27 protein-coding genes are annotated in these 25,498 nt (G+C 53.2%); 14 read left to right on the top strand and 13 right to left on the bottom strand.

Annotated elements, in window-relative coordinates:
- Position 1 precedes the first annotated feature (1 nt).
- Together ACS0RQ_RS20580 and ACS0RQ_RS20585 are read right to left on the bottom strand one after the other, a co-directional pair.
- Positions 2-1,576 carry an ABC transporter permease gene (locus ACS0RQ_RS20580; RefSeq protein WP_041852299.1) on the bottom strand — a complete coding sequence of 525 codons (1,575 nt, stop codon included), beginning with the start codon at positions 1,574-1,576 and terminating at the stop codon, positions 2-4.
- Between the two features lie 21 nt (positions 1,577-1,597).
- Positions 1,598-2,614 carry an iron ABC transporter substrate-binding protein gene (locus ACS0RQ_RS20585; protein WP_041852300.1) on the bottom strand — a complete coding sequence of 339 codons (1,017 nt, stop codon included), beginning with the start codon at positions 2,612-2,614 and terminating at the stop codon, positions 1,598-1,600.
- 337 nt (positions 2,615-2,951) lie between these two features.
- Between ACS0RQ_RS20585 and ACS0RQ_RS20590 the strand changes: the two genes are divergently transcribed.
- The 6 genes from ACS0RQ_RS20590 (at position 2,952) to ACS0RQ_RS20615 (ending at position 6,130) form a co-directional block, all read left to right on the top strand.
- Complete coding sequence (locus ACS0RQ_RS20590) at positions 2,952-3,170, top strand: hypothetical protein (RefSeq protein ID WP_041852301.1); 219 nt, start codon at positions 2,952-2,954, stop codon at positions 3,168-3,170.
- A 95-nt stretch (positions 3,171-3,265) separates the two neighbouring features.
- Entirely contained in the window at positions 3,266-3,676 is a 411-nt protein-coding gene (locus ACS0RQ_RS20595; RefSeq protein WP_271850232.1) for a GFA family protein, read from the top strand.
- Positions 3,677-3,813: 137 nt separating this feature from the next.
- The gene (uxuA, locus tag ACS0RQ_RS20600; RefSeq protein ID WP_193795380.1) at positions 3,814-4,884 is read left to right on the top strand and encodes a mannonate dehydratase; all 1,071 of its coding nucleotides are present in this window, start codon (positions 3,814-3,816) and stop codon (positions 4,882-4,884) included.
- 221 nt (positions 4,885-5,105) lie between these two features.
- The gene (locus ACS0RQ_RS20605; protein ID WP_271850233.1) at positions 5,106-5,342 is read left to right on the top strand and encodes a biofilm development regulator YmgB/AriR family protein; all 237 of its coding nucleotides are present in this window, start codon (positions 5,106-5,108) and stop codon (positions 5,340-5,342) included.
- 109 nt (positions 5,343-5,451) lie between these two features.
- The gene (locus tag ACS0RQ_RS20610) at positions 5,452-5,754 is read left to right on the top strand and encodes a hypothetical protein (protein ID WP_041852305.1); all 303 of its coding nucleotides are present in this window, start codon (positions 5,452-5,454) and stop codon (positions 5,752-5,754) included.
- A 163-nt stretch (positions 5,755-5,917) separates the two neighbouring features.
- Positions 5,918-6,130: a hypothetical protein gene (locus ACS0RQ_RS20615; protein WP_041852306.1), complete on the top strand. Its 213-nt coding sequence runs from the start codon at positions 5,918-5,920 to the stop codon at positions 6,128-6,130.
- A 109-nt stretch (positions 6,131-6,239) separates the two neighbouring features.
- Here ACS0RQ_RS20615 and ACS0RQ_RS20620 read toward each other — a convergent pair whose 3' ends face one another.
- The 4 genes from ACS0RQ_RS20620 to ACS0RQ_RS20635 all read right to left on the bottom strand — a co-directional run bounded on the left by ACS0RQ_RS20620 (position 6,240) and on the right by ACS0RQ_RS20635 (position 7,911).
- The gene (locus ACS0RQ_RS20620; RefSeq protein ID WP_041852307.1) at positions 6,240-6,488 is read right to left on the bottom strand and encodes a biofilm development regulator YmgB/AriR family protein; all 249 of its coding nucleotides are present in this window, start codon (positions 6,486-6,488) and stop codon (positions 6,240-6,242) included.
- Positions 6,489-6,642: 154 nt separating this feature from the next.
- Positions 6,643-7,116 carry a YqeJ family protein gene (locus ACS0RQ_RS20625; protein ID WP_041852308.1) on the bottom strand — a complete coding sequence of 158 codons (474 nt, stop codon included), beginning with the start codon at positions 7,114-7,116 and terminating at the stop codon, positions 6,643-6,645.
- Complete coding sequence (locus ACS0RQ_RS20630) at positions 7,103-7,633, bottom strand: hypothetical protein (protein ID WP_271850234.1); 531 nt, start codon at positions 7,631-7,633, stop codon at positions 7,103-7,105. Before ACS0RQ_RS20630 ends, ACS0RQ_RS20625 begins: the two co-directional genes overlap by 14 nt.
- A 23-nt stretch (positions 7,634-7,656) precedes the next feature.
- Positions 7,657-7,911, bottom strand: a complete 255-nt coding sequence (locus ACS0RQ_RS20635; RefSeq protein WP_271850235.1) for a winged helix-turn-helix domain-containing protein — start codon at positions 7,909-7,911, stop codon at positions 7,657-7,659.
- A gap of 625 nt (positions 7,912-8,536) precedes the next feature.
- Between ACS0RQ_RS20635 and ACS0RQ_RS20640 the strand changes: the two genes are divergently transcribed.
- From ACS0RQ_RS20640 to ACS0RQ_RS20650, 3 genes are all read left to right on the top strand, one after another.
- Positions 8,537-8,953, top strand: a complete 417-nt coding sequence (locus ACS0RQ_RS20640) for a winged helix-turn-helix domain-containing protein (protein ID WP_271850236.1) — start codon at positions 8,537-8,539, stop codon at positions 8,951-8,953.
- A gap of 404 nt (positions 8,954-9,357) precedes the next feature.
- Entirely contained in the window at positions 9,358-11,037 is a 1,680-nt protein-coding gene (locus ACS0RQ_RS20645; RefSeq protein ID WP_271850237.1) for a methyl-accepting chemotaxis protein, read from the top strand.
- A 103-nt stretch (positions 11,038-11,140) separates the two neighbouring features.
- Positions 11,141-12,742 carry an EAL domain-containing protein gene (locus ACS0RQ_RS20650; RefSeq protein WP_271850238.1) on the top strand — a complete coding sequence of 534 codons (1,602 nt, stop codon included), beginning with the start codon at positions 11,141-11,143 and terminating at the stop codon, positions 12,740-12,742.
- 138 nt (positions 12,743-12,880) lie between these two features.
- Here ACS0RQ_RS20650 and ACS0RQ_RS20655 read toward each other — a convergent pair whose 3' ends face one another.
- The 7 genes from ACS0RQ_RS20655 to ACS0RQ_RS20685 all read right to left on the bottom strand — a co-directional run bounded on the left by ACS0RQ_RS20655 (position 12,881) and on the right by ACS0RQ_RS20685 (position 19,670).
- Entirely contained in the window at positions 12,881-13,672 is a 792-nt protein-coding gene (locus ACS0RQ_RS20655) for a phosphate/phosphite/phosphonate ABC transporter substrate-binding protein (RefSeq protein WP_271850239.1), read from the bottom strand.
- The gene (locus tag ACS0RQ_RS20660; protein WP_271850240.1) at positions 13,662-14,639 is read right to left on the bottom strand and encodes a fatty acid desaturase; all 978 of its coding nucleotides are present in this window, start codon (positions 14,637-14,639) and stop codon (positions 13,662-13,664) included. The genes ACS0RQ_RS20655 and ACS0RQ_RS20660 overlap by 11 nt, the downstream gene beginning before the upstream one ends.
- Positions 14,640-14,826: 187 nt before the next feature.
- On the bottom strand, positions 14,827-15,045 hold the full coding sequence (locus ACS0RQ_RS20665) for a hypothetical protein (protein WP_132439418.1): 219 nt from the start codon (positions 15,043-15,045) through the stop codon (positions 14,827-14,829).
- Between the two features lie 9 nt (positions 15,046-15,054).
- Entirely contained in the window at positions 15,055-15,396 is a 342-nt protein-coding gene (locus ACS0RQ_RS20670) for a hypothetical protein (RefSeq protein ID WP_271850241.1), read from the bottom strand.
- A gap of 1 nt (position 15,397) precedes the next feature.
- On the bottom strand, positions 15,398-15,859 hold the full coding sequence (locus tag ACS0RQ_RS20675; RefSeq protein WP_271850242.1) for a hypothetical protein: 462 nt from the start codon (positions 15,857-15,859) through the stop codon (positions 15,398-15,400).
- Positions 15,860-15,931: 72 nt separating this feature from the next.
- Positions 15,932-18,181 carry a YadA C-terminal domain-containing protein gene (locus tag ACS0RQ_RS20680; RefSeq protein ID WP_499079232.1) on the bottom strand — a complete coding sequence of 750 codons (2,250 nt, stop codon included), beginning with the start codon at positions 18,179-18,181 and terminating at the stop codon, positions 15,932-15,934.
- A gap of 595 nt (positions 18,182-18,776) precedes the next feature.
- The gene (locus ACS0RQ_RS20685; protein ID WP_271850245.1) at positions 18,777-19,670 is read right to left on the bottom strand and encodes a LysR family transcriptional regulator; all 894 of its coding nucleotides are present in this window, start codon (positions 19,668-19,670) and stop codon (positions 18,777-18,779) included.
- 112 nt (positions 19,671-19,782) lie between these two features.
- Here ACS0RQ_RS20685 and ACS0RQ_RS20690 point away from each other — a divergent pair, with 112 nt between their 5' ends.
- From ACS0RQ_RS20690 to ACS0RQ_RS20710, 5 genes are all read left to right on the top strand, one after another.
- Complete coding sequence (locus ACS0RQ_RS20690) at positions 19,783-20,928, top strand: serine hydrolase domain-containing protein (protein WP_271850246.1); 1,146 nt, start codon at positions 19,783-19,785, stop codon at positions 20,926-20,928.
- Complete coding sequence (locus ACS0RQ_RS20695; protein WP_271850247.1) at positions 20,925-22,106, top strand: MFS transporter; 1,182 nt, start codon at positions 20,925-20,927, stop codon at positions 22,104-22,106. The genes ACS0RQ_RS20690 and ACS0RQ_RS20695 overlap by 4 nt, the downstream gene beginning before the upstream one ends.
- Before the next feature lie 71 nt (positions 22,107-22,177).
- The gene (locus ACS0RQ_RS20700) at positions 22,178-23,098 is read left to right on the top strand and encodes a LysR family transcriptional regulator (protein WP_271850248.1); all 921 of its coding nucleotides are present in this window, start codon (positions 22,178-22,180) and stop codon (positions 23,096-23,098) included.
- A 108-nt stretch (positions 23,099-23,206) separates the two neighbouring features.
- Positions 23,207-24,400: an MFS transporter gene (locus tag ACS0RQ_RS20705; protein ID WP_271850249.1), complete on the top strand. Its 1,194-nt coding sequence runs from the start codon at positions 23,207-23,209 to the stop codon at positions 24,398-24,400.
- A 23-nt stretch (positions 24,401-24,423) separates the two neighbouring features.
- Positions 24,424-25,443, top strand: coding sequence for an NAD(P)H-quinone oxidoreductase (locus ACS0RQ_RS20710; protein WP_271850250.1), 1,020 nt, complete (start codon positions 24,424-24,426; stop codon positions 25,441-25,443).
- Positions 25,444-25,498 lie beyond the last annotated feature (55 nt).

The raw sequence follows: 25,498 nt of genomic DNA on the forward strand, positions 1-25,498 counted from the left end.
CTTAACGACCCGATAATTTTTGTGATTGCTTGTAAAGCAGGCCCGTCAGGGGAAGAGAAATCAGGATCATGCACAGGGCATACGGGGCCGCAGCAACGTAATCAATCTCGCTGGTCAGCGCCCAGAAACCGGTGGCAAGCGTGCGTGTTCCCAGCGGAGAGAGCAGTAATGTCGCCGTCAGCTCATTGCTCACCCCCAGAAAGACCAGTGCCGCCGCAGCCGCCGCACCGGGCGCCGCCAGACGCATTGTCACGCGACATAGCGCCCATCCTGGCGATACCCCGAGACTCTGCGCGACATGTTCAAGTTCGACAGGCGCCTGAGCGATACCCGCGCGTAAGTTGATCAGCGCCCGGGGGATAAACATCAGCATATACGCCAGAAAGAGTGTCACTTCGGTCTGATAAATGGGCCGCGCGTAATGAATGGTGACCGTCACCAGCGCCAGCGCCGTCACGATCCCCGGCAGGGAACTGGCCACATAGTTCATGCTTTCCAGCAGCCGGAACAGGCGACGCGGATGGCGAACCGCCAGCCACGCGCACGGAATAGCAAAGCCAGTGGTAATGAGTGCCCCGGCCGACGCCAGGACCACTGTTTGATGCAGGGATAACCACAAATCACCGTTCTGCCAGACCGCCAGGCCTCCCGCCCACAGCCAGCGCCCCAGCACCGCGATGGGCGTTCCCAACGCCAGCACGACCACGCAAGCCAGCAGGAGTTGTCCCAGCAGATGACCTGCCATTGCGGGTGCATGGATATTCTGACGGCGGGCGGAGCCTCCCCCCACGCGGGCATAGCGAGCTTTGCCGCGGGTTGCCCCTTCCAGCAACAGAAGCCCCAGGCAGCACAGCGCGAGCACCCCTGCCAGCATATTGGCCGCCGGGCCGCTAAAGGTAGACTGGAACTGATCGTAAATAGCGGTAGTGAAGGTATCGAAGCGGATCATCACGTACAGGCCATACTCTGCCAGCAGGTGCAGGCCCACCAGCAGTGCGCCGCCCCAGATAGCCAGTTTCAGTTGCGGCAATACCACACGAAAGAAAACCTGCCACGGAGCAATGCCTAAAGATGCGGCAACGTCTTCAAGGTTAGGGTCCAGTCGCCGCAGAACGGCGGCAACCGGCATATAAATAAACGGGTAATAAGCCAGCACGGAGATAAACACGGCGGCCGCCAGCCCATGTAATGAAGGGATAACGCTCACCCACGCGTAGCTTTGCACAAAAGCAGGGATCGCCAGCGGCGCAACCACCAACAACGACCAGACGCGACGCCCCCGCAGTGCGGTTCTCTCCGTTAGCCAGGCCAGCGCTACGCCAAGACAAACGCAAATAGGGAGTGAAAAAAGTATCAGCAGCAGCGTGTTCGCCAGTAATTCCGCGACACGCGGGCGAAAAACGAGCGCCTTAACGCTCTCCCATCCCGTATCAATACCTGTCGCAATCACAAACCCAACGGGCAGTAACGCCAACAGGGAAACCAGCATGGCTAATATCACCAACATTCGCGCGGGGCGATGCTGATGCGTTTGGCGTTGCTGTTTTCCAGCCAACGGAATGCTCAAACCAGACATAAGGCGCTCACTGTTATTATTTTAAAGAATACCCGCCTGGGTCATCAGCTCGGTGACTTTTTTACTGTTGAGCGTAGACGGTTCAACTTTCGGCGCTTCAAGTTTATTCAGCGGTACCAGTTTTTCGTTAGAGGCAGCGTTCACGCCCACCGCATATTCAAACGCGTTGTTGGTGCGCAGAATATCCTGCCCGGTTTTACCGGTGATCCATTTAATAAAGGCCTGGGCCTGCGCTTTATGTTTGCTGGACGCTAACACACCGCCACCGGAAATACTGACAAAGGCACCCGGATCCTGATGTTTGAAATAGTGAAGTTGCGTGTTTTTGCTGTTCTCACCGGTTTTTGCCTGATCGACAAAATAGTAGTAATGGTAAATAACGCCACTATCAATCTGCCCGGCATTCACCGCTTTTAAGACAGTGCTGTTACCTTTATAAGCAACAAAGTTGGTTTTCATCGCTTTCAGCCAGTCGAGAGTCGCCGGTTCGCCTTTTAACGCCAGCATAGCGCTGACAATCGCCTGGAAATCGGCACCCGACGGAGAGGCCGCCCAGCGCCCTTTCCATTCCGGCTTCGCTAAATCCATGAGAGATGTCGGCACCTGGGCCGGGCTGATTTTGCTCGGGTTATAAACGAACACGGTGCTACGTGCGGCAATCCCAATCCAGCGGCCATGCGCCGGACGATAAGCGGCAGGCACCTGTTTTAGAGTATCGGCATCCAGCGGAGCGAACAGGTTTGCGTTGTCGACCAGGGTCATGGCCGGAGAGTTTTCAGTCAGGAAAACATCGGCAGGCGAAACACTCCCTTCCTGGACAAGCTGATTACCCAGCTCGGTATCGCCGCCATTACGCAGGGTCACTTTAATCCCGGTCTCTTTCGTGAAACCATCAACCCATGACTGAACCAGATTTTCATGCTGGGCATTATAAATGACAATGCCGTCGTCGTTGTCGGCCGCAAAAGCAGATGAACCCGCGAAAACAGAAGAGATGACCAAAGCTATCGAACACATGGCAGAAAAGCGATTTCTCATATTTATTCCTTATAAAAGGTGTGTATAAACGAAGCGTTTGCAAGCTGGCTGGAGTTTAAACGCACAGATATCGGAATGAGAATCGAAATAATTCTCAACATTCGAGTTCGCTATTTAATACTGCCGAATTTTAAATATTTTAATAAACATATCGTTTTAAATTACGAGAACATCCAAAGATTAAGAAAACCTTAACCCGCCTGAAATTTATCAACTTTTTTCAGCTTCCATTTTTTGGTATCGTCCTTTCTTTTCAGGATTTATAAAATTAATATCATTCTATCCCTGATGCCAGCAGGGACACTATAATTAATAATAAAAGGCACGCTGACACATCATGAACGGTAAAAAAATAGATACCATCGCAAAAATTGCCATGCGCAGTCGTGGCATTACGGTAAAGGAAAAAAGAGTTCGCTTTCAGGGCGTCACTGTTCTTTTTCGCTACAATGAAGGCCGTTATGATGTCTTCTCTGATAACGAAAAGGTCGACTCTATCGAAACCAATAACATTAATCAGGCCATTGCTGAATACAAGAAGAAAAAGCAAAGTTAAGGCCTCCTGCCCCGTTTTTCCCCTGACAACGCAACCGCGTTAGACGCCAGACGGCTACACTCATCACATCCTCTTTTGTCACCATGGAGATTGTTATGTCAGAAAAGCTTCACGCGCAGTGCCACTGCGGTGCCGTCGCTTTTACCGTTGAACTCACTGATGGGTTTAATACCCTACGCCGCTGTAACTGCTCGTTTTGTCGGATGCGCGGTGCGATAGCTGTCTCTGCCCAGTTATCCGGGCTCGAAGTGACGCGGGGCAAAGAGAAACTCACCGAGTACCGGTTTAATACCCAGGCAGCGGCTCACTATTTTTGCTCCGTCTGTGGGATTTATACCTTTCACCAGCGCCGCTCCAACCCGGAGCAATTTGGCGTAAATGTCGCCTGCATTGAAGGCGTTTCCCCTTTCGATTTTCCGGTCATTCCCGTCATGGATGGCGTGCATCACCCCAAAGATGGCCCAAGCGATGGCATCATGGGCTATCTGACATTCAACGTGAAGTAACCCCTACCCTGGCTGACCTCGGGCCAGGGGTTCTCTACATTTACCTCGTCATTTTGCGCATCTGCCCCTTTTACTCGCCATTGAAAGATACTAGTATGGTAGTAAAAGAAACATGACTCAATAAAAGGACAACTGTGATGCAAATGACAATGCGCTGGTTTGGGCCAGACGAGGATAAAATTCCGCTTGAACATATCCGCCAGGTGCCAGGGGTTGAAGGTGTGGTCGGCGCACTTTACGACGTCGCTGTCGGTGACGTCTGGCCTGTCGATAAAATTAAACACCTGGTTGGTCTCGCCCATCAGGCAGGCCTCAAGATGGAAGTTATCGAGAGCGTTAACATCCATGACGACATTAAGATTGGCCTGCCCAGCCGCGATCGGTACATCGAAAATTACCAGCAGACCATCCGTAACCTCGCCCGTTTTGGCGTGAAGGTGATCTGTTATAACTTCATGCCGGTATTCGACTGGATGAAGACCGAGATGAATTACGTCCTGCCGGATGGCTCGCTGACCATGGCCTTTGAGAAAAAGGGTATCGACAAGAGTCTTGAGCAAGTGGTGCGCGAGGTGCTGGATAATTCTAACGGTTTCGCCCTGCCCGGCTGGGAACCTGAACGTCTGGCCGGCGTGCAGGAACTGTTCGCGAAATACAAAGACGTGGACGATAAGACGCTGCGCACCAATCTGGTCTACTTCCTTGAGCGCGTCATTCCGGTGTGTGAAGAGGTTGGCGTGAAAATGGCTATTCACCCGGACGATCCGCCGTATTCGATCTTCGGTCTGCCGCGCGTGGTAAAAAACCGCGACGACCTTGACTGGATCTGTAACGCCGTCGACTCCCCGGCTAATGGCATTACGCTGTGCACAGGTTCCATCGGTGAAGACCCGGAAAATAATGTCTACGACATCCTGGCGGAGTTCACACGCCGTAAACGCATTCATTTTGCGCATGTGCGCAATATTAAGCTCATCAAAGACAAAGATTTCTATGAGTGCGCACATCCCTCTCCGTACGGTTCGCTGGACATGTACAAGGTGATGCAGGCACTGCATGACAATGGCTTCGAGGGTTATATCCGCCCGGATCATGGCCGCTTTATCTGGGGGGAAACCGGTCGTCCGGGCTACGGCTTATATGACCGTGCTCTGGGTGTGACCTATCTTGTCGGCCTCTGGGAAGCGCTGCAGAAGAAACAGCATTAACCTGTTTGCCGCCTGCGCATAGTTGGGCAGGCGGTTACCCCACATTTCACATCTTCCTCTCCTCGCCATCACCGCACCGGGTAATTCCCCTCTTATCATTCAATAAATCACCCCTGGATTTTTGCATTTTTTAGCGTTTCGATTACACTTATGGATCAACTTGCCTGCTGCATGGCGTTCGCCAAATCTTTGGCTATAGATCCTGACTGAATGAGGCCGTCGTGAAGGGTACCCGTGACAGCGATGATGGTGCCATTAAGTGCCCTTTAACACAGATGCGCTCGTGTGAAGAGAGGTTGGGCGCGCTTGTGATAGAGATGTTGCGCGCTAAGCAAACCATCAGCAAACGCACCATCTGCCTTAAAATTGCTGCCCGCATAGCGACTGAGACGGACGCGGCAACCGAAGCGCAACTTAACGCCTTAATGGCGCTGATCTTTACCAAAGGTCAGAAGTGAAAGCGCGGCCATCTTTTAAATAAGATCAACAAAAAGAGGCAGGTTTGGCCTGAGTGTGCATAATGTTTAGGGCTTGTGTAAAACAGTGTCGTAAATTTTGAGAGGCGAAATGAGTAAAAATGATAAGGACAAACTTGTAGATACTGTCATGGGAGAAGCGATTCTTACGCTTCTGGAATCAGCGGATGATATTTCTTTCGATGCCTTAATTGTGCAATTGCAGGAAAACCTAAGTAGTGAAACCGACAGTGAAAGGCAGGAAGCCTGGCGAAGCGCAATCAGTGGTGTGCACCATTTCCGTACGCAGCCCGAGCACAGCAAAAAAAGCGCCTGGTCTTTGCAAACGACCCAGCGCAAAAGTCGACTCCGTGACGACACTCTGTTAAGTATCAGCAAAGCAATCAAACACTAAGCATACACGCCCTGTTTAACCTGTATGGTTAACAGGTTTGCGATTCCACCTGTCCCCTTCTAATCAGACTTGCGTCAGCATGTTCCGACATAATGCTCATTGTGAATTTGATCTGGCCTCACGGCTTTAGAAGACGTTCATCATCTCAACAACGGGAGAGTAATTGAACGAAAATGAGCAAGTTCAACCAGAGGAAATCCATGAGGCGATTGGCCTGGCCGCCACTTATCTTATGAATTCGCGCCTGCCCATAAAGGCAGATAACCTCGTCATGGTGCTTCGCGCGCAGGAAGTCATGGCAACATGTTCCCGCCAGAGAAGCGTTCTGGAAGCCACCCGACACTATCTGATACAGCGGCGCAAAAAGCCGCTGTAATGGCTACCCGGCATTATCCTGGCGTGACGGAGACAAGTACGATTGATGGCTGCCTTCGATTTCATCGCGAAGGCAGCATGTTTTCAGGCAGGGAAACAGAAAATTTGAATTAAACGTCGTCGGGGGTTTTCTGAACAACCATTTCAAGCGCGTTGCGATAGATATCCAGTTTGACGACATCTTTTTCAATTTCAAGCAGTTGAATGAGCGCAAAGATAAGGTCTTTATTGCTTACATCAGCCTTGTGAGCACGGAGGCTCTGCGTGATTTCTGCGATAAGCTGTTCTTCCGCCTCGAAAGCATGAGGATCGCGACCAAAAAAGGCGTTTAGTTGTTCCTCAGTTGTCGTGCTCTGCATATTCATTCCTGTAAAAAAGTAAACCACGGCTCTCTGCAAGGTGTCAGAAGAACCAAACCAAGAATAAAATTAGACAGCAATCTCATTACCCGCAATGTCATTGATGAAATTTTTTGACCGTCTGGTCCAGACGCGCTTTGCCGCTTGCCTGACATCAATCATTCCGGCTTTTTGTACAGTAAAATACTGGCGTATGACCATAGACAAAATAGTAACTTGCCGCATTCGCTCGCACGATATCGATACTGATACCACGATCGCGAAGATGGTAAAAATCGGGCATCTGGTCCAGCAAAGGTTCCGTCCGTTTTGGCAGTTCATTGGTATCGTTCGACACCATAATCATTTTCCCATTCTCATACCAATAATTAAAAGAGACGTTATTACTGGTAGACAGCGCCGGCTGAGTCCCTTTTATATATTTCCCCGATGATTCATAACTGCCACTACCGCCATCGAATGAATAATTGGTAATGATATCCATTATGGCATCCTCATCGACAATAATGGCATGTGCATCACAGGTAAAATGGTTACGCTGATAGCTGAGATACCCGGCGCAAAGTAGCGGCGTCGCAATGGCGATTAAGATAGCTCCCCAGAGCAGAAAAAGTTTATTGGTTTTCATGATATTTCTGCCGATAAAAAAGGGTCCTGCAATGTGCATTAGCACTATCAGGTGTTTTATCACATATGAAGATTGATATTCCCTGCTGCAGGCGATTGACTGTCATATAGGCACTGTCCCCTGGCTTACAGGTGATGGGATAACGCGCCGATAACGCGTTAAACTGGCTGCGACTGTGCTCCACATCGTACCAGGAAGAAAAAACCTCACAGTTGCCAATTTTTCCAACCTGCTGGTATTCCGCAAACACGGCTTTATCATTATTAAGTGAGCCATAGAGCACTGCACATGAGAGGCAAAAAAGCAGGCCTGCCATAAAAAAGGCGACAGGTGAATGTAATAGCGCGCCCCATCTTGAGTCTTGCTTGTTGATGATTATATTGTCATTCGTAATGGGTATATCCCCGGCAACAGCAGGCTCAGAGATAACCGTCCTCTGTGGCAGAAAATCGGCCGCTTCCCCCGCGCAAATTTGCGCGACAGATTTAAACCCTGCCTTGGGAATTGTTTTAATCACATCATCGGCGAGTCCTGCAGACTTCAACGCTTTTCTGACTGACGCAATGGCCTGATATAAAGCGTTAGTTGTGACAACCGCCCCTGCTTTCCCCATACCGCATCAAATAAAAAACGCTGCGAAAGCACCTCTCCGTTATGTAAAAGAAGCTGCAACAAGCATTCGTTTACCGGGCCGTGGAGGATAATGCATTGGGCAGGGTAGTTTTGTATCGCGCAAAGACGTCGCTCATCGGGTTCAAACAGGACCACATCGTTAATCAACCATGCAGTCTTCATAGCGTTATCATCAGAGATATACGCACACTGACTCCCCTTGAAACAACCGTGTGCACAAAAATCTGATTCATATTTTTATTGTTAATTTTCAGCATGTTATTATCATTTTCTCAAACACTAAACCTACGTATTCCTGCCTGCGGATCGCTTTCCATTCAGTATAAATCATATAACGTCACTCCACTTTTTTTCCACATTCCCTAAAGTAGCTGACATCCGGCACACTGATTGTGCCAAAAGTATGTTCTCCGCCAGACAGGGCGATGTCAGGCTCAGAGGCGGAAACAAGAAGCTCACATCAGCATGAATAACTAGCTTCTAACGAAAATATAGTTATAAATCTTGATGACTAAAAAAAGAATCTTTAACAGCAAAAAGAGGAACGATGAAGCCACTTTTCAGGACAAAAAACTAAAGGTTCGATTTAGATAAGATTAAATGATTGAGGCGCGGAGTAGCATCCACCCCGAAATAGCGCAGCGGCTCGGAGATTGGAAAGCCCCGGTATCAGCCATATAATCACCCTATAAATGTATGGTTTATCGAGAAGCACTCTGTGTCGCGGCATCAGGCCGATCTATTTTAATGCGAGCATGACAGAATGGGCTATCGCTTATATGGATTTATGATTGGTAAAGAAATACATTTCGACATTAATAGTCGTCGCTTGTACAGGTTACCAACCAGCCAATCTGATAACAATTTGATATTTGCCTCTGTCGTTTTTAACGATACGATGATGAATCTTTTTCTTTATTTATTGAAATATGGTCGACATAACAACATCAGTAAAGAAGAATTATTTCATAACATTTGGGAAGTGAGTAACTTAAGCCCTTCCTCACAACGACTATGGCAGGTTTTAAATAACTTAAGTAAAAAGCTTACTCTAATCGGCCTGCCTCGTGACTTTATTATTAATAAGAAAGGCCGGGGCTATACCGTAAATTATGAGGATGTTACACCTATTTATTATCGAGTGAGTGAACTCCCGGCTCACTCTATTAAAAAAGAGGAGAAGCCAGATACCCTGCGAGAGTGATGTCAGCCAGGGATTTGCCCTGCGCACCCCCGTGCAAAGGGCTTTTTTTTCTATTGCAATCCGATAACGGGACGTAATCTGCCCCCCCTTTAATACTGATGCTATGAAACCGTCCAATGACGGTAATGCCGAGACTGGAAGAATAAATGAATCTGATACAACTTTTTTTAAACCTGAAAGTTGGCAGGAAATTACTGTTAGGTTTCTCGATCGTATTGTTTGTTACAATCGCGGTTCTGACCTCCGGTATGTTTGGCTTAAACAATATTCAGGATAAAGTCACCAAAAATGAGCTTACAACCGACCTTTTTAATTCACTTGCAAGTGTAAGGCTTGGTCGAACTAATTTTCAGTATACGCTTGATCAAAAATATTTAGATCAAACAAACACCTCCGCACGTCGTATGCAGGACACTCTCAACCAGCTTAACAAATTCACCTGGTCTGTTGAGGGTAAAAGCGCCCTGGACAAAACGGCAAGTGCGGTTAACGACTATGTCGAAACGCTAAATCTTTTCACCAAAGCGCTGAACACGAAAAGGCTGAGTGAGAAAAAACTGGATACGCAGGAACTCAATGACGATTCCGCACAGGCTGATAAAACCAGTAAAAACAGTTCACTCACTCAAAGCCAGGCACTGCTGGCAGAGCAAGTGGCTTTCCTCATGAGTGATATTGACTCACAGGTCACGGTCTATAAAAGCCACCCGACGGAACAGTTGCAAAAGGAGATTGTTCTTCGCCTGGCCGCCTGTAAAACAGCGACGGAACAGCTTCTTCTGCAATTGCCGGATGACCAGAAAAGCTGGCTTGCCGATGATATGCCTTATTTCCAGAATATTGCTGCGGAACTGGAGCACTATCGCAATGTGTGGACGGAACAGTCCACCCTGTCATCTCAACTGACTGACCGGGCAGTGATTTTGACTAACGCCATTCAGGATCTGTTTGATCTCCAGCAGCAAATTGTCGCCACTGTCGTCAGCAATGTGCAATGGCAAATGAGTACGGTAGCGCTGATTGGTATCCTGGCCGGTATTGTTTTAGCGTTCTGGATAACCCGCACCATTACCCACCCACTCAATGAAACCCTGCATGTGGCGGAGCAAATTGCGAAAGGCGATCTGACCAGTACCCTGACCAGCAATCGTCGCGATGAGCCAGGCCTGCTAATGCAGGCGGTTGCCACCATGAATGAGAATTTGAAAAACATCATTTATGACGTGCGTAATGGCGTGGAGAGTGTGGCGCGGTCATCCTCGGAAATTGCCGCAGGCAATATGGACTTATCATCTCGTACTGAACAGCAGTCCGCCGCCGTTGTGGAAACAGCCGCCAGTATGGAGCAGTTAACCTCCACCGTGGCGCTCAATGCCGAAAACGCCAGCCATGCCCGTCAGCTCTCAGAAGAGGCATCGCAAAATGCCAGTCAGGGTAGCCAGATCTCGCAGCAGGTTATCGACACGATGAAGAACGTGCGCAGCAGTTCGCACCGCATTTCTGAAATTACCACAGTTATCAACAGCATTGCCTTCCAGACCAACATTCTGGCGCTCAATGCGGCGGTTGAAGCCGCGCGCGCTGGCGATCAGGGTAAAGGCTTTGCGGTGGTCGCCGCCGAAGTTCGTAACCTCGCCCAGCGCAGTGCGCAATCGGCAAAAGAGATTGAAAACTTGATTCAGGAATCCGTGGTGTACGTCGACAGTGGCTTCACGCTGGTCGAAAGTGCGGGTGAAGCCATGTCCAAAATCGAGACGTCGGTAGCCCAGGTACGCGACATTATGGGCGAGATTGCCGCGGCAACCGATGAACAGAACCGGGGTATTTCGCAAATTGCTCAGGCCATGGCAGAAATGGACACCACCACGCAGCAAAATGCCGCGCTGGTTGAAGAGTCTTCTGCCGCTGCCAGCTCGCTGGAAGATCAGGCGGTGCAGCTCGAAAAAGTGGTTTCAATTTTCCGGGTTGCTAAAGAGACCGCCATTCAGAGCGAAAAACGGGTTCTGGCACGCAGTAATAATCTGGCGGCGCTACCCATTAAAAAAGCCAGCAACCATGATAATGGCGACTGGGTTAAGTTCTGAGTCTCCGTTTTTCTAAATCTCGTCAGGCAATCGTAATTGCCTGACGACACAACCACCGATTGCCACCCCCTTTGACTCTGTTTTATGACAACGATACCGGACTATGCCAAACCTGATTAAAGCAGCAACGTTGTTTTCGCAACTGCAACAGAAAACCTATTTTGGTTTCGTCGTGATGACCGGCACGGTGAAATTAATAGCCGCTGTATTTTTATCACTGGTCTTGCTGGCATCAGGGCTCAGTTTGATCGCTATGCACCAGTTACATTCAGAACGGGAAAATGCCCGCGTCGCGGCACAAAGCATCCTCACCTATACCGAGGAGTTGCTGGGCGAAGCCAGCGATGCCGCCAAAAGTAGCCTGCAGGCGCAACAGGTCATATGCAGTGGCAGCCTCTCTCGTGAACAGGCGTTTTTGCTGAACCATTTCCCCCATATTCAGGCGATAAGTTTTGTGCAAGGGAATACGATTGGTTGCTCCTCATTGACCGCGGCCCAGAGAAAAATAATTCCACAACGGCTGTTTTCACATATCGGCACAACAGATGCACCCGTTGAAACATTATTGTTTGATATGCCAACCCTTTATTATCTCGCCAATATTCAAAACAATACGTTACTGGTCAATATCAGCGCCTCTTTTATTAACAATGCCTTTAATCTTGATGGTGTGCAGGGAAATATGTATCTGCAAATTGGCGGCGCACAGGTCTGGAGTGACGGCAGTATTATTTATGCCTCCGGAGACAACGACCACTTTATGCACCTGAGGTCGGCGACCTTCCCTGTTTCGGTCGCCTGGCAATACCCCATGGCGATCCCCTTGTATCGCTTTATTGCGGAAAACACATCGATACTCGCGTTTGCCCTGCTGGTTTCAACAATGTGCGGCTATCTCTTCTGGCGACTGATGGGCTATTTCACATCGCCCTTCCAGACGTTACAGCAGGCGATTACGCAACGGCAGATCCATCCGTTTTATCAGCCATTCTTTAAAGGTGACACGGGTAAGATCGCCGGGTTTGAGGTACTCGCCAGGTGGAAACACCCCACGTATGGCTATGTTTCACCTGATATTTTCATTCCGCTGGCCGAACAGCATCATCTGATTGGCCCATTAACCCGACTGCTGATGCAGCAAATCACCGCCGATTTTCAGAATGCTATCCATCACTTTCCCGATGGACTCTATATCTGCATTAATATCAGCGCGCAAAATTGCCTTGATCCGCATTTTGAAATTGATATCAGCGACATGATGCACAATCTGGAGGCGAAAAAACGCCATATCGTGGTTGAAGTGACCGAACGGCATCCGCTGCATGTCACGCCACAACTGAACGAATGGCTTGCCGCACTGCGTCGCGCCAACATATCCGTGGCGCTCGATGATTTCGGCACCGGTTATTCAAACCTCGCCTATATTTGCGCGCTGCAGCCTGAATTTCTCAAAATCGACAAGATGTTTGTCAGCCAGATAGACAACAATACCGATACTCGCCTGGTGGAAAGCGTCATTGATCTGGCAAAAAAAATGCGTCTCAAGGTGATTGCCGAAGGGGTTGAAACCCAGGCACAGGTAGATTACCTGCGCGCAAAAGATGTCGATTTCATGCAAGGTTACTATTTCTGCCGTCCACTGCCTGCAGAAGACTTTATTAAGCGGATGAGGCTTGAGGTTAGCGCTGCGTCATCGCCAGCTTAAGGGCCAGCCCTAAAAAGCCCCCCGGACAGGAAAGCAAAAACAGTGTCAATGGGCACCGGGGAAACCTTCTGCACAGTAAGGAAAAGCGAGGTTAACACTGAATGTGCAGACGTAAAACGCCCTGTGTTGTCCGCAAGGCTATAACTGCGTTACACCCAGCGCCGCCGCCTCATCGCGCCAGGCCAGCAATGGGGAATAAGCCTCGCGCGCAACCGGGCTAAACCCCGTTATCAGTAATGCGTCGCAGACCGCCTGGTAACGCGCATCGTTGACCAGCTCAGATAATGCCTCCTGCAGGAGTAAAAGGCTCTGTGCCGATGTCTGTTTTGCGGTGATAAGTGGAAGCCCTGGGACCAGCGGGCTTGAGCCAATCACCACCAGTCCGGCCAGCAGCTCAGGTTCATGGCGTGCTAATAACGCCCAGCTCACGCAGTCAATGGCCGCGATATCCGCCCTTCGCTGCCCAATCGCCACCAGTGATTGTCGGTGGCTACCGCTCAATACCACGGATGAGAAAAACGCCCCGCCCTCTGCCAGCGGTGCCACCATTTTGCGTAATGCGTTGTAGCCCGACTGGGAGTCCACACTATTGCAGGCCGCCACGCGGCCACGGAAATCCGCCAGCGTTTGCCGGGTGTTTTCCTCGCGCGTCACCAGCAGGCTGCGGTAGTGAAAGCCGTCACAGCCGGGGGCAGAATAATGAAAGCAGCCGACCGTTTGCACATCGGGCAACTGCGTGACCAACGGAAAACCACAGGTCTGGCTTAGTAAGAGGGCGTCACTTCGCCAGTGGGAAAGCAGTGCCTCTTGCGGCCAGACCGCGTTGACGGTAATCCCCTTCGCCGCCAGCCGTTCACTCACGGCGTGAATCAGCGCCAGGGTGTCCGGGCGGTGCAAGTCGTACATTGGAAAAGCAATTTCATGGCGCATGATTGTTATTGCTCGCGGTAAACCCCGGATGCGCGTTCACATCGACAGCGCGGAACAGAAAACGCCGCAGCCATACGCCATACCCACGCACCACAAATCCCCCGTTGCGTGCCTGATAACCGGCGCTATCGTATAAGTAGACCGTACGCAATCCGTACCAGGGGACGCCCGGTAAGTCGTGATGCACAGAATGATAGTTCAGGTTAAGGAATAACACGCGCCAGGGCCAGGCGGCTTCGTTAATCACCGAACGGGCCAGCGGGTCCTTCTCTGCCCGGTGCTCCAGGAACGAGCGCACTTTGGTGAGCGCCAGCGCCGGATAACTGACCGCCAGCAGAAACCAGATGAGCGAAAAGCCGCAGTGGACAATCCATGCAAAGGTCACCACCAATAACAGCCCGTGAACCAGCCACATCGCAATAGCATCACGCTGGCGGGTGCGAAATGCCGTGATCATACCCGCCACCATTTGCACGATGTCGAATAGCGGCCCCAGCAGCAAACGCCCCGGAAAGGTATTACGTAACTGGATAAGGCGGCGCTGCCAGTGGGGTAAACGCTGCCAACGATGCGCAGAAAAGTAGTAGGATTCCGGGTCGTCATCCGGCAACGTCAGCAGGTGGGCGCGGTGGTGCGCAAGGTGAGAATCGCGGTACAACCCATACGGATACCAGACGGCCAGCGGCATCAGCCCCAGCAGTTGGTTGACCCACGGGTAGCGCGTGGGGTGCCCATGAATAAGTTCATGCTGCAATGACATATACCAGGCGGTAAACCAGATAAGCAGTAACGTGGCGGGCAATAAACCCAGCGTTTCATGGCAGGCCAGCGTGGCAAACCAGCCACCGTAGATAACGACTATCAATGCCCAGGTCGGAAATTCACTGCGCCACAGCCAGGAACCGGACAGCCGCCGGATAAACGCGCGCTGCTGCTCGTGTAGGTAAACCGCCTTACTTTTTGCCATCCACTCAATGCCCTTTTTCAGCCTTTTTCTGTGCCGACGATGGGAGAAAAAGCCGGAAATAACAAAGTATTTAAATGGATGAGCTATTGCGAAAAAGCGCTATACGCAGCTATCAAATAAACAGACGAATGGCGTTATCAATAATCAATGGGGGAACGCGTTGATAGACTCGGGAAAACACGCTGTGTTACGTCTTAACACGCCAGCGCACATCCTGCTGTTTTCCTGAGCGCTTTGCCGTCAACGATACCCCCTCGACCGAGGTCAGGGTGACGGTAATCGACGCCATTCCATCAAGCGGGAGCATCATTAAGCGGGAGTCCATCATCAATACCGTTTCCAGCGTCTCCTCACCGAGAAGCGCTGAAACGGCATTTAACTGGTTAAAACGTTCATTCTTATTCATCAGCAGACCTTACTTGAGATAGCCAACCAGCGTTGTACCGTGTTTGTAATACGCTTTTTGTTCAGGAAAATAGTGAATCACCGTCTTGTCGCCTGACTGGTAAACCGTTGCCCCAGGTTCCCGTTCGATAATGTCGGCGCGTTGACCGTCAATAAACGCCTCTTCTTTGCTTACATACTCAAAGGTAATGCCGTAGCCGGACCAGCGACGCAGCACAGACGTTTGCGCAGGAACGGAAGCTGCAGCGGTAGCCGCTTCTTCACTGTGGGTCTGAGTAGACTTTGTGGGCACAGATGTCATACACCCCGTCACCATAAACGCCAATATAATCACACTTAAAATGTTACGCATCTTACTGATATTCCTTTCTTTTTATGTTGCAAACCCGGTTTTGAATGTGTGTTGCAAGTCGTTTGGATTCATGGGGCCTGAACATAATTCGGTTGTAATGCCAGCCAGAAGAGTCGCGATAAATAGGATTGTCACAGACGTCTGTTTCAGCGGCGAATATCCTGTTTAAGGTGCCCGCTTCCGGGCGCTGGAGACTGTTTTCGCATGGCGTGGGGTCGACGTGTTGTACGCTCTGGTCTTCCACAAACCACCCGCTATAGTCCACGATCTCGTCGCTATCCGTTGCAAACGTTAGTGCATGCTTAAGGGCCAGCATACTTTTGAGAATCGGCGAGTGGGAATCACTCGCCTCCCAGCCCGAGTCGCTTAAATTATCTGAGACGAAAAACAACTGATAAGCCTGCGTCACGCAGAGCGCCAGGAGGGCGCCCGTCACGATGTTCATACGTGTTGGTAACTTCATTAAACGTCTCTCTCCATCTATCCGTTACCATAACGCTTATCGTGACTGCGCCCGTCTATTGGCGTGGGGTGATTACCAGGAGCCCGATAAACCGACAGAGCCGCCTGTCGCATTACCGTCATAGGAGACCTGCACGCTTACCGAGGTCTTCGCCGTCAGACCAAAGTTCAGGCCGCCTGCAACGGCAGTTTCATTGTCATATTCACCCACCGCCACCGCATACCCGGACTGGTGGCCGGCATAATGCAGGTTACTGGTCGCTTGCGACATCGCTCCTACCTGGTTGATCGTTTTACGGTTTTCATGGATATCTTTGCTGTTCTGATCGATACGTTGTTTGTTAGCCGCAATCGCGGAACGGTTCGCAGAGATAGCGCTACGGTTCTGGTAAATGTTGGTGGTGTTGTTGTAAATGGCGGTATTGTTGCGGCTGATCTGGGTTCGCGCTGTCGTATCGACCGTCCAGGCATTAACCGTTAAGGTCGTCGCACTGTTCTTACCATTCGTACCATTCGTACCATTCGTACCGTTGGTGCCATTTTTACCCGGCTGCCCCACAACATTAATCACCTGAATATTCCCGCCAGATTGCGGCGTCCCGGAAGGTTGACCATTGAGGGTGGTCACTTTCGTCCCGGTGATAACAGTCTGTACAGGCATCGTTGACACAGTGGTCTGCGGATAGGTTTTCAGCGGTACTGTCACTGATGCATGTGGAGCCTGTGCTGAAACAGTGTTCGGCTGTGGCGTCTGTTGCTGCACGGTCGGAACCGCCTGCGATACCGGGGTCGGCACTTTCATCGGCTGTGGGATCTGCTGCTGCACGCTCGGTACTGCCTGCGTTGTCAGAGTCGGCACGGCCATCGGCTGCGGCGTCTGCTGCTGCACGCTCGGTACTGCCTGCGCTGTCAGGGTCGGCACGGCCATCGGCTGTGGGGTCTGCTGCTGCACGCTCGGTACTGCCTGCGTTGTCAGAGTCGGCACGGCCATCGGTTGCGGCGTCTGCTGCTGCACGCTCGGCACTGCCTGCGGAATCGGTGTCGGCACGGCCATCGGCTGCGGCGTCTGCTGCTGCACGCTCGGTACTGCCTGCGCTGTCAGGGTCGGCACGGCCATCGGCTGCGGCTTCTGCTGCTGCACACTCGGTACTGCCTGCGTTGTCAGAGTCGGCACGGCCATCGGCTGCGGCGTCTGCTGCTGCACGCTCGGTACTGCCTGCGCTGTCAGGGTCGGCACGGCCATCGGCTGCGGCTTCTGCTGCTGCACACTCGGTACTGCCTGCGTTGTCAGAGTCGGCACGGCCATCGGCTGCGGCGTCTGCTGCTGCACGCTCGGTACTGCCTGCGCTGTCAGGGTCGGCACGGCCATCGGCTGTGGGATCTGCTGCTGCACGCTCGGTACTGCCTGCGTTGTCAGAGTCGGCACGGCCATCGGTTGCGGCGTCTGCTGCTGCACGCTCGGCACTGCCTGCGCTGTCAGGGTCGGCACGGCCATCGGTTGCGGCGTCTGCTGCTGCACGCTCGGCACTGCCTGTGCCGTCAGGGTCGGCGCTTTCATCGGCTGCGGCGTCAGTTGCTGCACGCTCGGAACTGCCTGCGGAATCGGTGTCGGCACGGCCATTGGTTGCGGCGTCTGCTGCTGCACGCTCGGAACTGCCTGCGCAGTCAGCGTCGGCACTTTCATCGGCTGCGGCGTCTGTTGCTGCACGCCCGGAACCGCCTGTGCCGTCAGGGTCGGCACTTTCATCGGCTGCGGCGTCTGCTGCTGCACGCTCGGTACTGCCTGCGCTGTCAGGGTCGGCGCTTTCATCGGCTGCGGGGTTTGCTGCTGCACTGTCGGAACCGCCTGCGGAGTCAGTGTCGGCGCTTTCATCGGTTGCGGCGTCTGCTGCTGCACGCTCGGAACCGCCTGCGCAGTCAGCGTCGGCGCTTTCATCGGCTGCGGCGTCAGTTGCTGCACGCTCGGTACTGCCTGTGGAATCGGCGTCGGCGCTTTGATCGGCTGCGGGATTTGTACAGGTTTGGCAACAGGCGTGAACCCTGTAACCGCCTGCAAGTCAGCCATATGTCTGGACGCAATATTCATCGTCTGCCCTGCGTTAGACCACTCTTTGATCTCCGCGTCGGTCAGCATCGCTATCTGGTTATGGGTGTTTTTATATCTGCGATTCACATCTGCGGCCTGGTTGAGGTCATGCCGTGTGGCCTGAATATCGGCAACGTATTGTTCAACTGTGCCGGGGTAGATCGTTGCGTTCACAGAACAAATCGAACCCACCAGCACGGCAAGGGTCGTCAATCTGGCAACCGTATTACGTTTCATTATGTGCTTACCATCATTCGTTAAATTGAAAATGAGGCACAGACAATCTCGCTAGCCCCAGAGTTAATCAAGACTTCAATGTCGCGAATCCTACAGACATATAAAAGACTTATCAACTGTTTCTTTATTAGCTACACATGAGTTTTAGAGATGACTTTGAAAAGACTAATATTTTTGTCTTAAAATATTTCATAACTTTAAAAAGTTTTTCTAAAGACATCAAATAGTCACCTAAGTAATCAATAACGCGCCAGACAACCAACTGATAACCATTTTCAATAAGATGGTAAAAAAAAGGAAATAACCCATTAAAAACAATAAATAAACGATAAAAAACCAGAACAAAGGTAAGCCTTAAACTGTAAAACGACTGGTTTTTGGCAGTGTTGAGAAAAAGGTAGGGCAGAAGGGTATCGGAAAGGAGAAAAAGGCAAAAAAAGACGTAGTGCTACATCACCAAAGACCCTGCAAGGATCAATCATGATGCAAAAAATATAAAAAAGTCTGTAAAAAGTCAAAAAGCAAGACATAACACTCTCCCCCAGACTGTACTCTGCGCGCATGGCTGTGGCTCTTTTTGACTTGATGACGCTTTTTACTTTGCTGGAGGAAAGATCCGCGCGCTAAGAAAATCGATCAGTACACGTAGCTTTGGCGAGGGATGCTTACTGGCAGGCCACAGAAGATGTACCACGCCGGTGTGGCTGGCGTAATCGGCCAGGACTTCCCGCAGCGCGCCCTCTTCCAGCGCTTCGCGAATGGCGAAGTCAGGTAACCAGGCAATGCCCAGCCCACGTAGCGCGAAGCAGACGCGGGTTTCAATGTTATTGCATACCATGGTCGCCGGAAGCGCGAGTTCGTTTTCCGCCTCGTTGCCACGCATCACCCAGCGCTCCAGTTTACCGCTTGAGGGAAAACGGTATTGCAGACAGGCATGGCGCGTAAGATCCGCAGGGGTTTGCGGTTCACCACAGCGGGCCAGATACGCCGGCGATGCCACGACCACGGTACGAAAGTGGCCCAGTTTGCGGGCAGAAAGCCGTGAATCCGCTGGCGGGCCGATGCGCAGCACGGCGTCATAGCCTTCGGCAATCACATCCACCATGCGGTCGGTAAATTCCAGATCCAACTGGATCTGCGGGTACTGGCGCATAAAATCACCCAGTACGGGTAGTACCAGCGAACCCACCAGCGGCAAGCTGAGCCGCAAACGTCCGACAGGATGCTCCGCCGCCTGTGTGAGTTCCTGCTGTGCGGCCTCAATTTCCGCGAGGATGCGTCGGCTACGCTCCAGCAGTAAATGCCCTTCTGCCGTCAGCGTGATACTGCGCGTGCTGCGGTGAAACAGCCGTACACCGAGTTTATCTTCCAGACGGGCGATGCTCTTGCCAACCGCCGAGGCCGACACGCCAAGGTTACGCCCGGCGGCCACAAAGCTGCGCATCTCCGCCACCTGCACAAACACCACAAACCCGTTAAGACTTTCCATACACCCTCGCCATTACGGACATTTATCTCCGCAGTGTCATGAAATATACCCCTCTTTTTCCGCAATCGCGAAGCTTCTACTGTGGAAACGTTGAACACTGAGGAGAGAACATATGCACGATTTCATTCAACGCGTTGTCCGTCAGGCACTGCATGAGCGCCGCCTGGTGGGCGTGGAAGTCATGATCGCCCACCGTGGGCAAACGCTTTATCACCAGGCGGCGGGCTATGCCGACCGGGAAACGCAGCGCCCGATGACGCTCAATACCCGTTTTCGTCTTGCGTCGGTCAGTAAACCCATCGTGACCACCGCCGCGATGGTGCTGGTTCAGCAGGGGAAATTGCATCTTGATGAGGCCATCACCCGCTACCTGCCTGACTTTACCCCGCCCTTGCCGAATGGCGGCCAGGCCACCATCACGCTGCGCCAGTTAATGAGCCACAGCGCCGGTCTGGGTTACCGCTTCCTTGAAGAGGATGCGAACGGCCCCTACGCCCGCGCGGGGGTTTCTGATGGGATGGATGCATCCGGGGTAACGCTTAACGAAAACGTCCGTCGTATCGCCACGGTCCCTCTGCGATATGCGCCGGGAACCGCGTGGTGCTATTCGCTGGCCATCGATGTGCTGGGGGCGGTGATTGAGCAGGTACAGGGTCAACCGCTGGATGTGGCGATAAAAACGCTGGTTACCGGGCCGCTGGCCATGCACAACACCGCCTTCGCGCTAGCCCCACAACAAGAGGTTGCCACCGCCTATGTGAATGACCAGCCGGAGCCGCACCGCCTGCAAGAGGGTGAGTTTGCAGCCCCTTTTGAGAACACCGTGGGTATCTGCTACAACCCGTCACGGGTCTACAACAGCCAGGCGTACCCGTCGGGCGGGGCGGGAATGGTCGGCACCGTGGGCGATGTGATGCGCCTGCTTGAAACGTTGCGCAGCGGTGGTGGTTCCCTGCTGGCCCCCGAATGGGTAGCGGAAATGGGCCGCGATCAGATTGCGCCACATGAACTCCCGGACGCCCCCGGCGTGGGCTTTGGACTGGGCTTTTCCGTTCTTCGCGATCCACAACTCGCCGCCTCACCGGAATCCCCCGGCACCTGGCGCTGGGGTGGCGCCTACGGCCACGCCTGGTTTGTCGACCAGAAGCAGGCACTCAGCGTAGTGGCCTTTAGCAATACGCTGTATGAAGGCATGTCGGGACAGTTTGTGAATGATCTGCGCGATGCGGTCTACCACGGCCTGCGGGAGGCATCATGACAGGCGCGGAACGACTGCCCATTTTGCCGCTGCTGGCGCTGGGGATGGCGGCATTTGTCACTATTGTCACCGAAACGCTGCCTGCCGGGTTGCTGACGCTCATGGCAGACGATCTCTCCATCACGCCCGCGGCGGTCGGGCAAAGCGTGACGGTCTATGCCATCGGCTCGTTTATCGCCGCCATCCCGCTAATGTCGTTACTGCAAGGGTGGCGACGCCGCCGCCTGCTGTTGCTGACGCTCGCCGGGTTCACGCTGGCAAATACCGTCACCGCCTTTGCCACCGATTATTGGCTACTGCTCGCTGCGCGCGGGATCGCTGGCATCGCAGCCGGTATTCTATGGGCACTGCTGGCGGGGTTCGCCGCCTCGATGGCCCCCGTCCATAAAAGGGGAAAAGCAATCGCCATTGCCATGGCAGGCACACCGCTGGCGCTCTCCATTGGCGTGCCCATCGGCACTTTCGTGGGTAACCTGATTGGCTGGCGACTCTGTTTTGCGATGCTTAGCGTCATGTCGCTGCTGTTGATCATCGTCCTGCGTCTGAGCGCGCCGGATCATGGCGCGGCTACGGTACAACAGCGCTTATCGCTACGCCGCGTCGCACAACTGCCCGGCGTGGGCGGCGTCCTGCTGCTGGTGCTCTGTTTCGTGCTGGCGCATAACCTGCTCTATACCTATATTTCGCCGTTTCTGGCCCCCGCAGGGTTAACGGCAAGAACGGATGCTGTCCTGCTACTGTTTGGTCTGTGTTCACTGGTGAGTATCGCGGTAACGGGGACACTGATTGACCGCCACCTGCACCGACTCACCGTGCTGAGCGTTGGTCTGTTTATGCTGGCCGCCCTGCTACTGCAACTGAATGCGAGCAGTGCCTCCACGGTCTGGGTCGCGGTGACGCTGTGGGGGCTGGCCTTTGGCGGGGCCGCCACCCTGTTTCAGACCGCGATGGTGATCCGCGCGAAAGCGGCGACAGATATCGCACAATCAATGCTGGTAACGGTGTGGAACCTGGCGATTGCCGGCGGCGGCGTGCTGGGGGGCATGGTGTTACAACACATTGGAACAGGCGGTTTTACCCCGCTATTGCTCTTACTGCTGGCCGTGGCGATGGGAGTGGCATGGGTAACAGGCAAAAAAACCTGCGCGGGTGAGCAGCAATCATTCATCGAACAGTAAGGCAACGAGCACATCGGCACGCAGCGTGATATGTTGTGCACATTGTGAATAATTTTGCGAAATGCGCAAAGATGATAACACCCAATTTTGCCGAATATCTCTCTGTCTTCGCCGATGTCGTGCGCAGCGGCAGCTTTTCCGCTGCTGCGCGTAAGCGTGCACAAACCCCGTCTGCCGTGGTACGGCAAATTGATGCGCTGGAACATGAGCTGGGTGTCGCGTTATTTATTCGCTCAACGCGCTCACTGACGCTGACTGATTCGGGGCAGAAGCTCTACCAACGGGCGCTGCGCCTGCTTGATGAGCTGGCTGATGTTCACGCGGAGGTCTCAGCGTTTGATATTTCCGTGTCCGGCACCCTGCGCATCGCGTGTCTGCCCTCTTTTGGTAAGCGGTACGTTCTGCCGGTCATCGCAGCGCTGGAAGCGGAACACCCGGCGCTGCGCGTTGAACTCGATCTCACCGAACGGCTTTACAATCCGGTCACAGAGCGGCTGGACGTGATGATTCGCATGGGCGATCTGCCGGACAGCACACTCATCGCCATGACGCTCGCGCCGCTGACACGCCTGCTGGTGGCAAGCCCCGCTTACCTTGCGCGTGCAGGCCAGCCGGTCAATGCTGGCGAACTGGTCACGCACCGTCTGCTCGATAAACTGCACGGTACCGACCTGCTGGGATGGAAGGAGATCCCCGGTTTTTCGCACAGCGATGCGCAACGTGCCGGGGTATTCTTTCGCTGCGATGATTTTGAAGCCTTACGCAGCGCGGCACTGGCGGGCATGGGCATCGCCTTTCTGCCCACATGGATTGTCGGCCAGGATGTGAAAGCGGGCGCACTCACGCGTCTTTCGCTCGACGACGAACCCTGGAATGCCGCCCCGTCGCGCATTCATCTGCTGCGCGCACTGCCACAGCCCGGTGCCAAAGTCCGCGCCTTTAATGCGGCACTTTGCCAGGCCATCGGCACACCGCCTGTCTGGGAACCCTGAACTTCATCTTTGCATAATGCGCAAAGATGTTGCGTCTGAAACGGCGTTATCATCCTGCATCATGCCGTATAGAGTGGTGGCAACTCTTGATACGGGATTGATGCCACCATGGTTACCTCTTCTTCATCGTCAGCGCCGCTCTCGGCCACCACTGTTTTTATGATGGCCCTGGCCTGCGCCTTTGCAGTTTCAACGCTTTATTACAACCAGCCGCTACTCGCCAGCATGGGGGCAACCTTCGGGCGCTCCGATGCGCAGGCGGGCCAGATTGCCATGTTGACGCAACTCGGTTATGCCAGCGGCCTGTTCCTGCTCGTTCCACTCGGCGATCGGGTCGATCGTAAACGACTCATCATCGCGCTGCTGGCATGCAATATGGTTAGCCTGCTGGCGGTAGGCGTCGCACCCAATTTTAACCTGTTAAAACTTGCCAGCTTCGCCGTCGGCGCCAGTGCCGTGAGCGCACAAATTATTATCCCCACCATGTCAGGTCTGGTCGATCCGGCCATGCGTGGACGGGTTGTTGGCACACTGTTGAGCGGCCTCTCTGCAGGTTTACTGTTTGCCCGCACCTTAAGTGGTTTTGTCGGTGCCAGTGAGGGCTGGCGTATGATGTTTTTGCTGGCCGTCGCCATCGATGTACTGGTGATGGTGGTAATTATCCTCCGCTTCCCGTCGACCACGCAGGCCACATCACTCCCCTATACCGCCTTGCTGTCATCACTGTGGGCTCTGTTTAAAGATGAACCCACCGTTCGCGCCGCCTGCGCTACGGGATTTCTGATGTTTGCCGCCTTCTGCGCATTATGGTCTACGCTCGCTATGTTGATGGCGCGCCCGCCGTATGAATTTGGCCCGGACGCCGTGGGGGCATTTGGTTTCGTCGGAATCGCCGGTCTGCTGGCTTCCCCGACGATTGGCCGCACGGTCGACCGTGTGGGTTCTGGCAAGATGCTTTTCGCTGGCGCACTGCTGTTAGTGGCGGCTTTTGCGCTGGTAGGCGTCGGTGCTTCACATCTGTGGTTACTTATCGTGGCAATGGCGATGATCGATATCGGTAACCGTGCGGGTCTGGTAGCGAATCAAAGTCGCATTACCGCGCTTTCGGCCACCGCGCGTAGCCGCCTTAATACCCTGTTTATGACCAGCTATTTTCTTGGCGGCGCAACGGGAACGGCGGTTGCGGCCACCACATCAGCTTCACTCGGCTGGCACGGACTGGCGCTGACCGGGGCACTCTTTGCCGTTACGGCGCTGTGCGCCCATCTTTTAATCAGTACATCAACGCCGTCGCATCGCTAAAACGCACGGACTGAGGAGAAATTATGTCTGAACAAACGAACGTGATCCCCGACACCATGACTGCCATCGAAATTACAGAGCCCGGTGGTCCGGAGGTGCTGAAACCAACAACGCGCCCGGTACCGCGCCCTAAAGAGAATGAAGTGCTGATTCAGATTGCCGCGGCGGGCGTCAACGGTCCTGACGTGATGCAACGCAAAGGGCAATATGCACCACCGCCTGGCGCATCAGATATCCCCGGTCTGGAGGTTTCCGGTGTGGTCGTGGCCATCGGTAGCAAAGTACACCGTGTTAAGCCGGGCGATCATGTGGCCGCGCTGATCCCAGGCGGTGGCTATGCGCAATACTGCGTGGCGGATGAAATCAATATCCTGCCCTTACCGCCTGAACTTAGCCTGACCGAAGCTGCCGCGTTACCCGAAACGTTTATGACGGTCTGGCTCAATATGTTCCAGCGCGGTCAGTTTAAAGCGGGCGATATTATCCTGATTCATGGCGGCGCATCCGGTATTGGCACGACGGCAACCATGCTGGCAAAAGCCTTTTGCGCCGGGAAAATCATCACCACGGTCGGCTCAGAAGCGCATCGTCAGGCCAGCCTGAAACTGGGGGCGGATGCCGCCATCCTGTATAAAGAGGAAGATTTCGTGGATGCCGTTCATCGTGAGACCGACGGGCATGGCGCGGATATTATTCTCGACATTGTGGCCGGGGATTACGTTGCCCGTAATTATGCCGCTGCCGCGATGAACGGTCGCATTGTGCAGATTGGCGTGATTGGCGGCGTGGCTAAAGAGGTCAATTTGTTCCCTATGCTCAGCAAACGGCTCACGCATCTGGGCTCCACACTGCGTTCACGTACGGCAGAGGAAAAAGCGGAGCTGATTGATGCCCTCACCAAAAACGTGTTGCCGTTAATTGAAACCGGGTCGGTGAAGCCGCAAGTCTTTAAAACCTTTCCACTGACCCAGGCGAGCGAAGCACACCGGATGCTGGATGCCAGCGCACATATCGGGAAAGTGGTGTTGGTGATGGAGCAGTAAACGCACCGGCGATGTCTGGCCCAGGGCAGGCATCGCCAACAGAGAAGCGAGAAGA

The sequence above is a fragment of the Phytobacter diazotrophicus genome (genome assembly GCF_052061655.1).
GTDB classification, from domain to species: Bacteria; Pseudomonadota; Gammaproteobacteria; order Enterobacterales; family Enterobacteriaceae; genus Phytobacter; species Phytobacter diazotrophicus.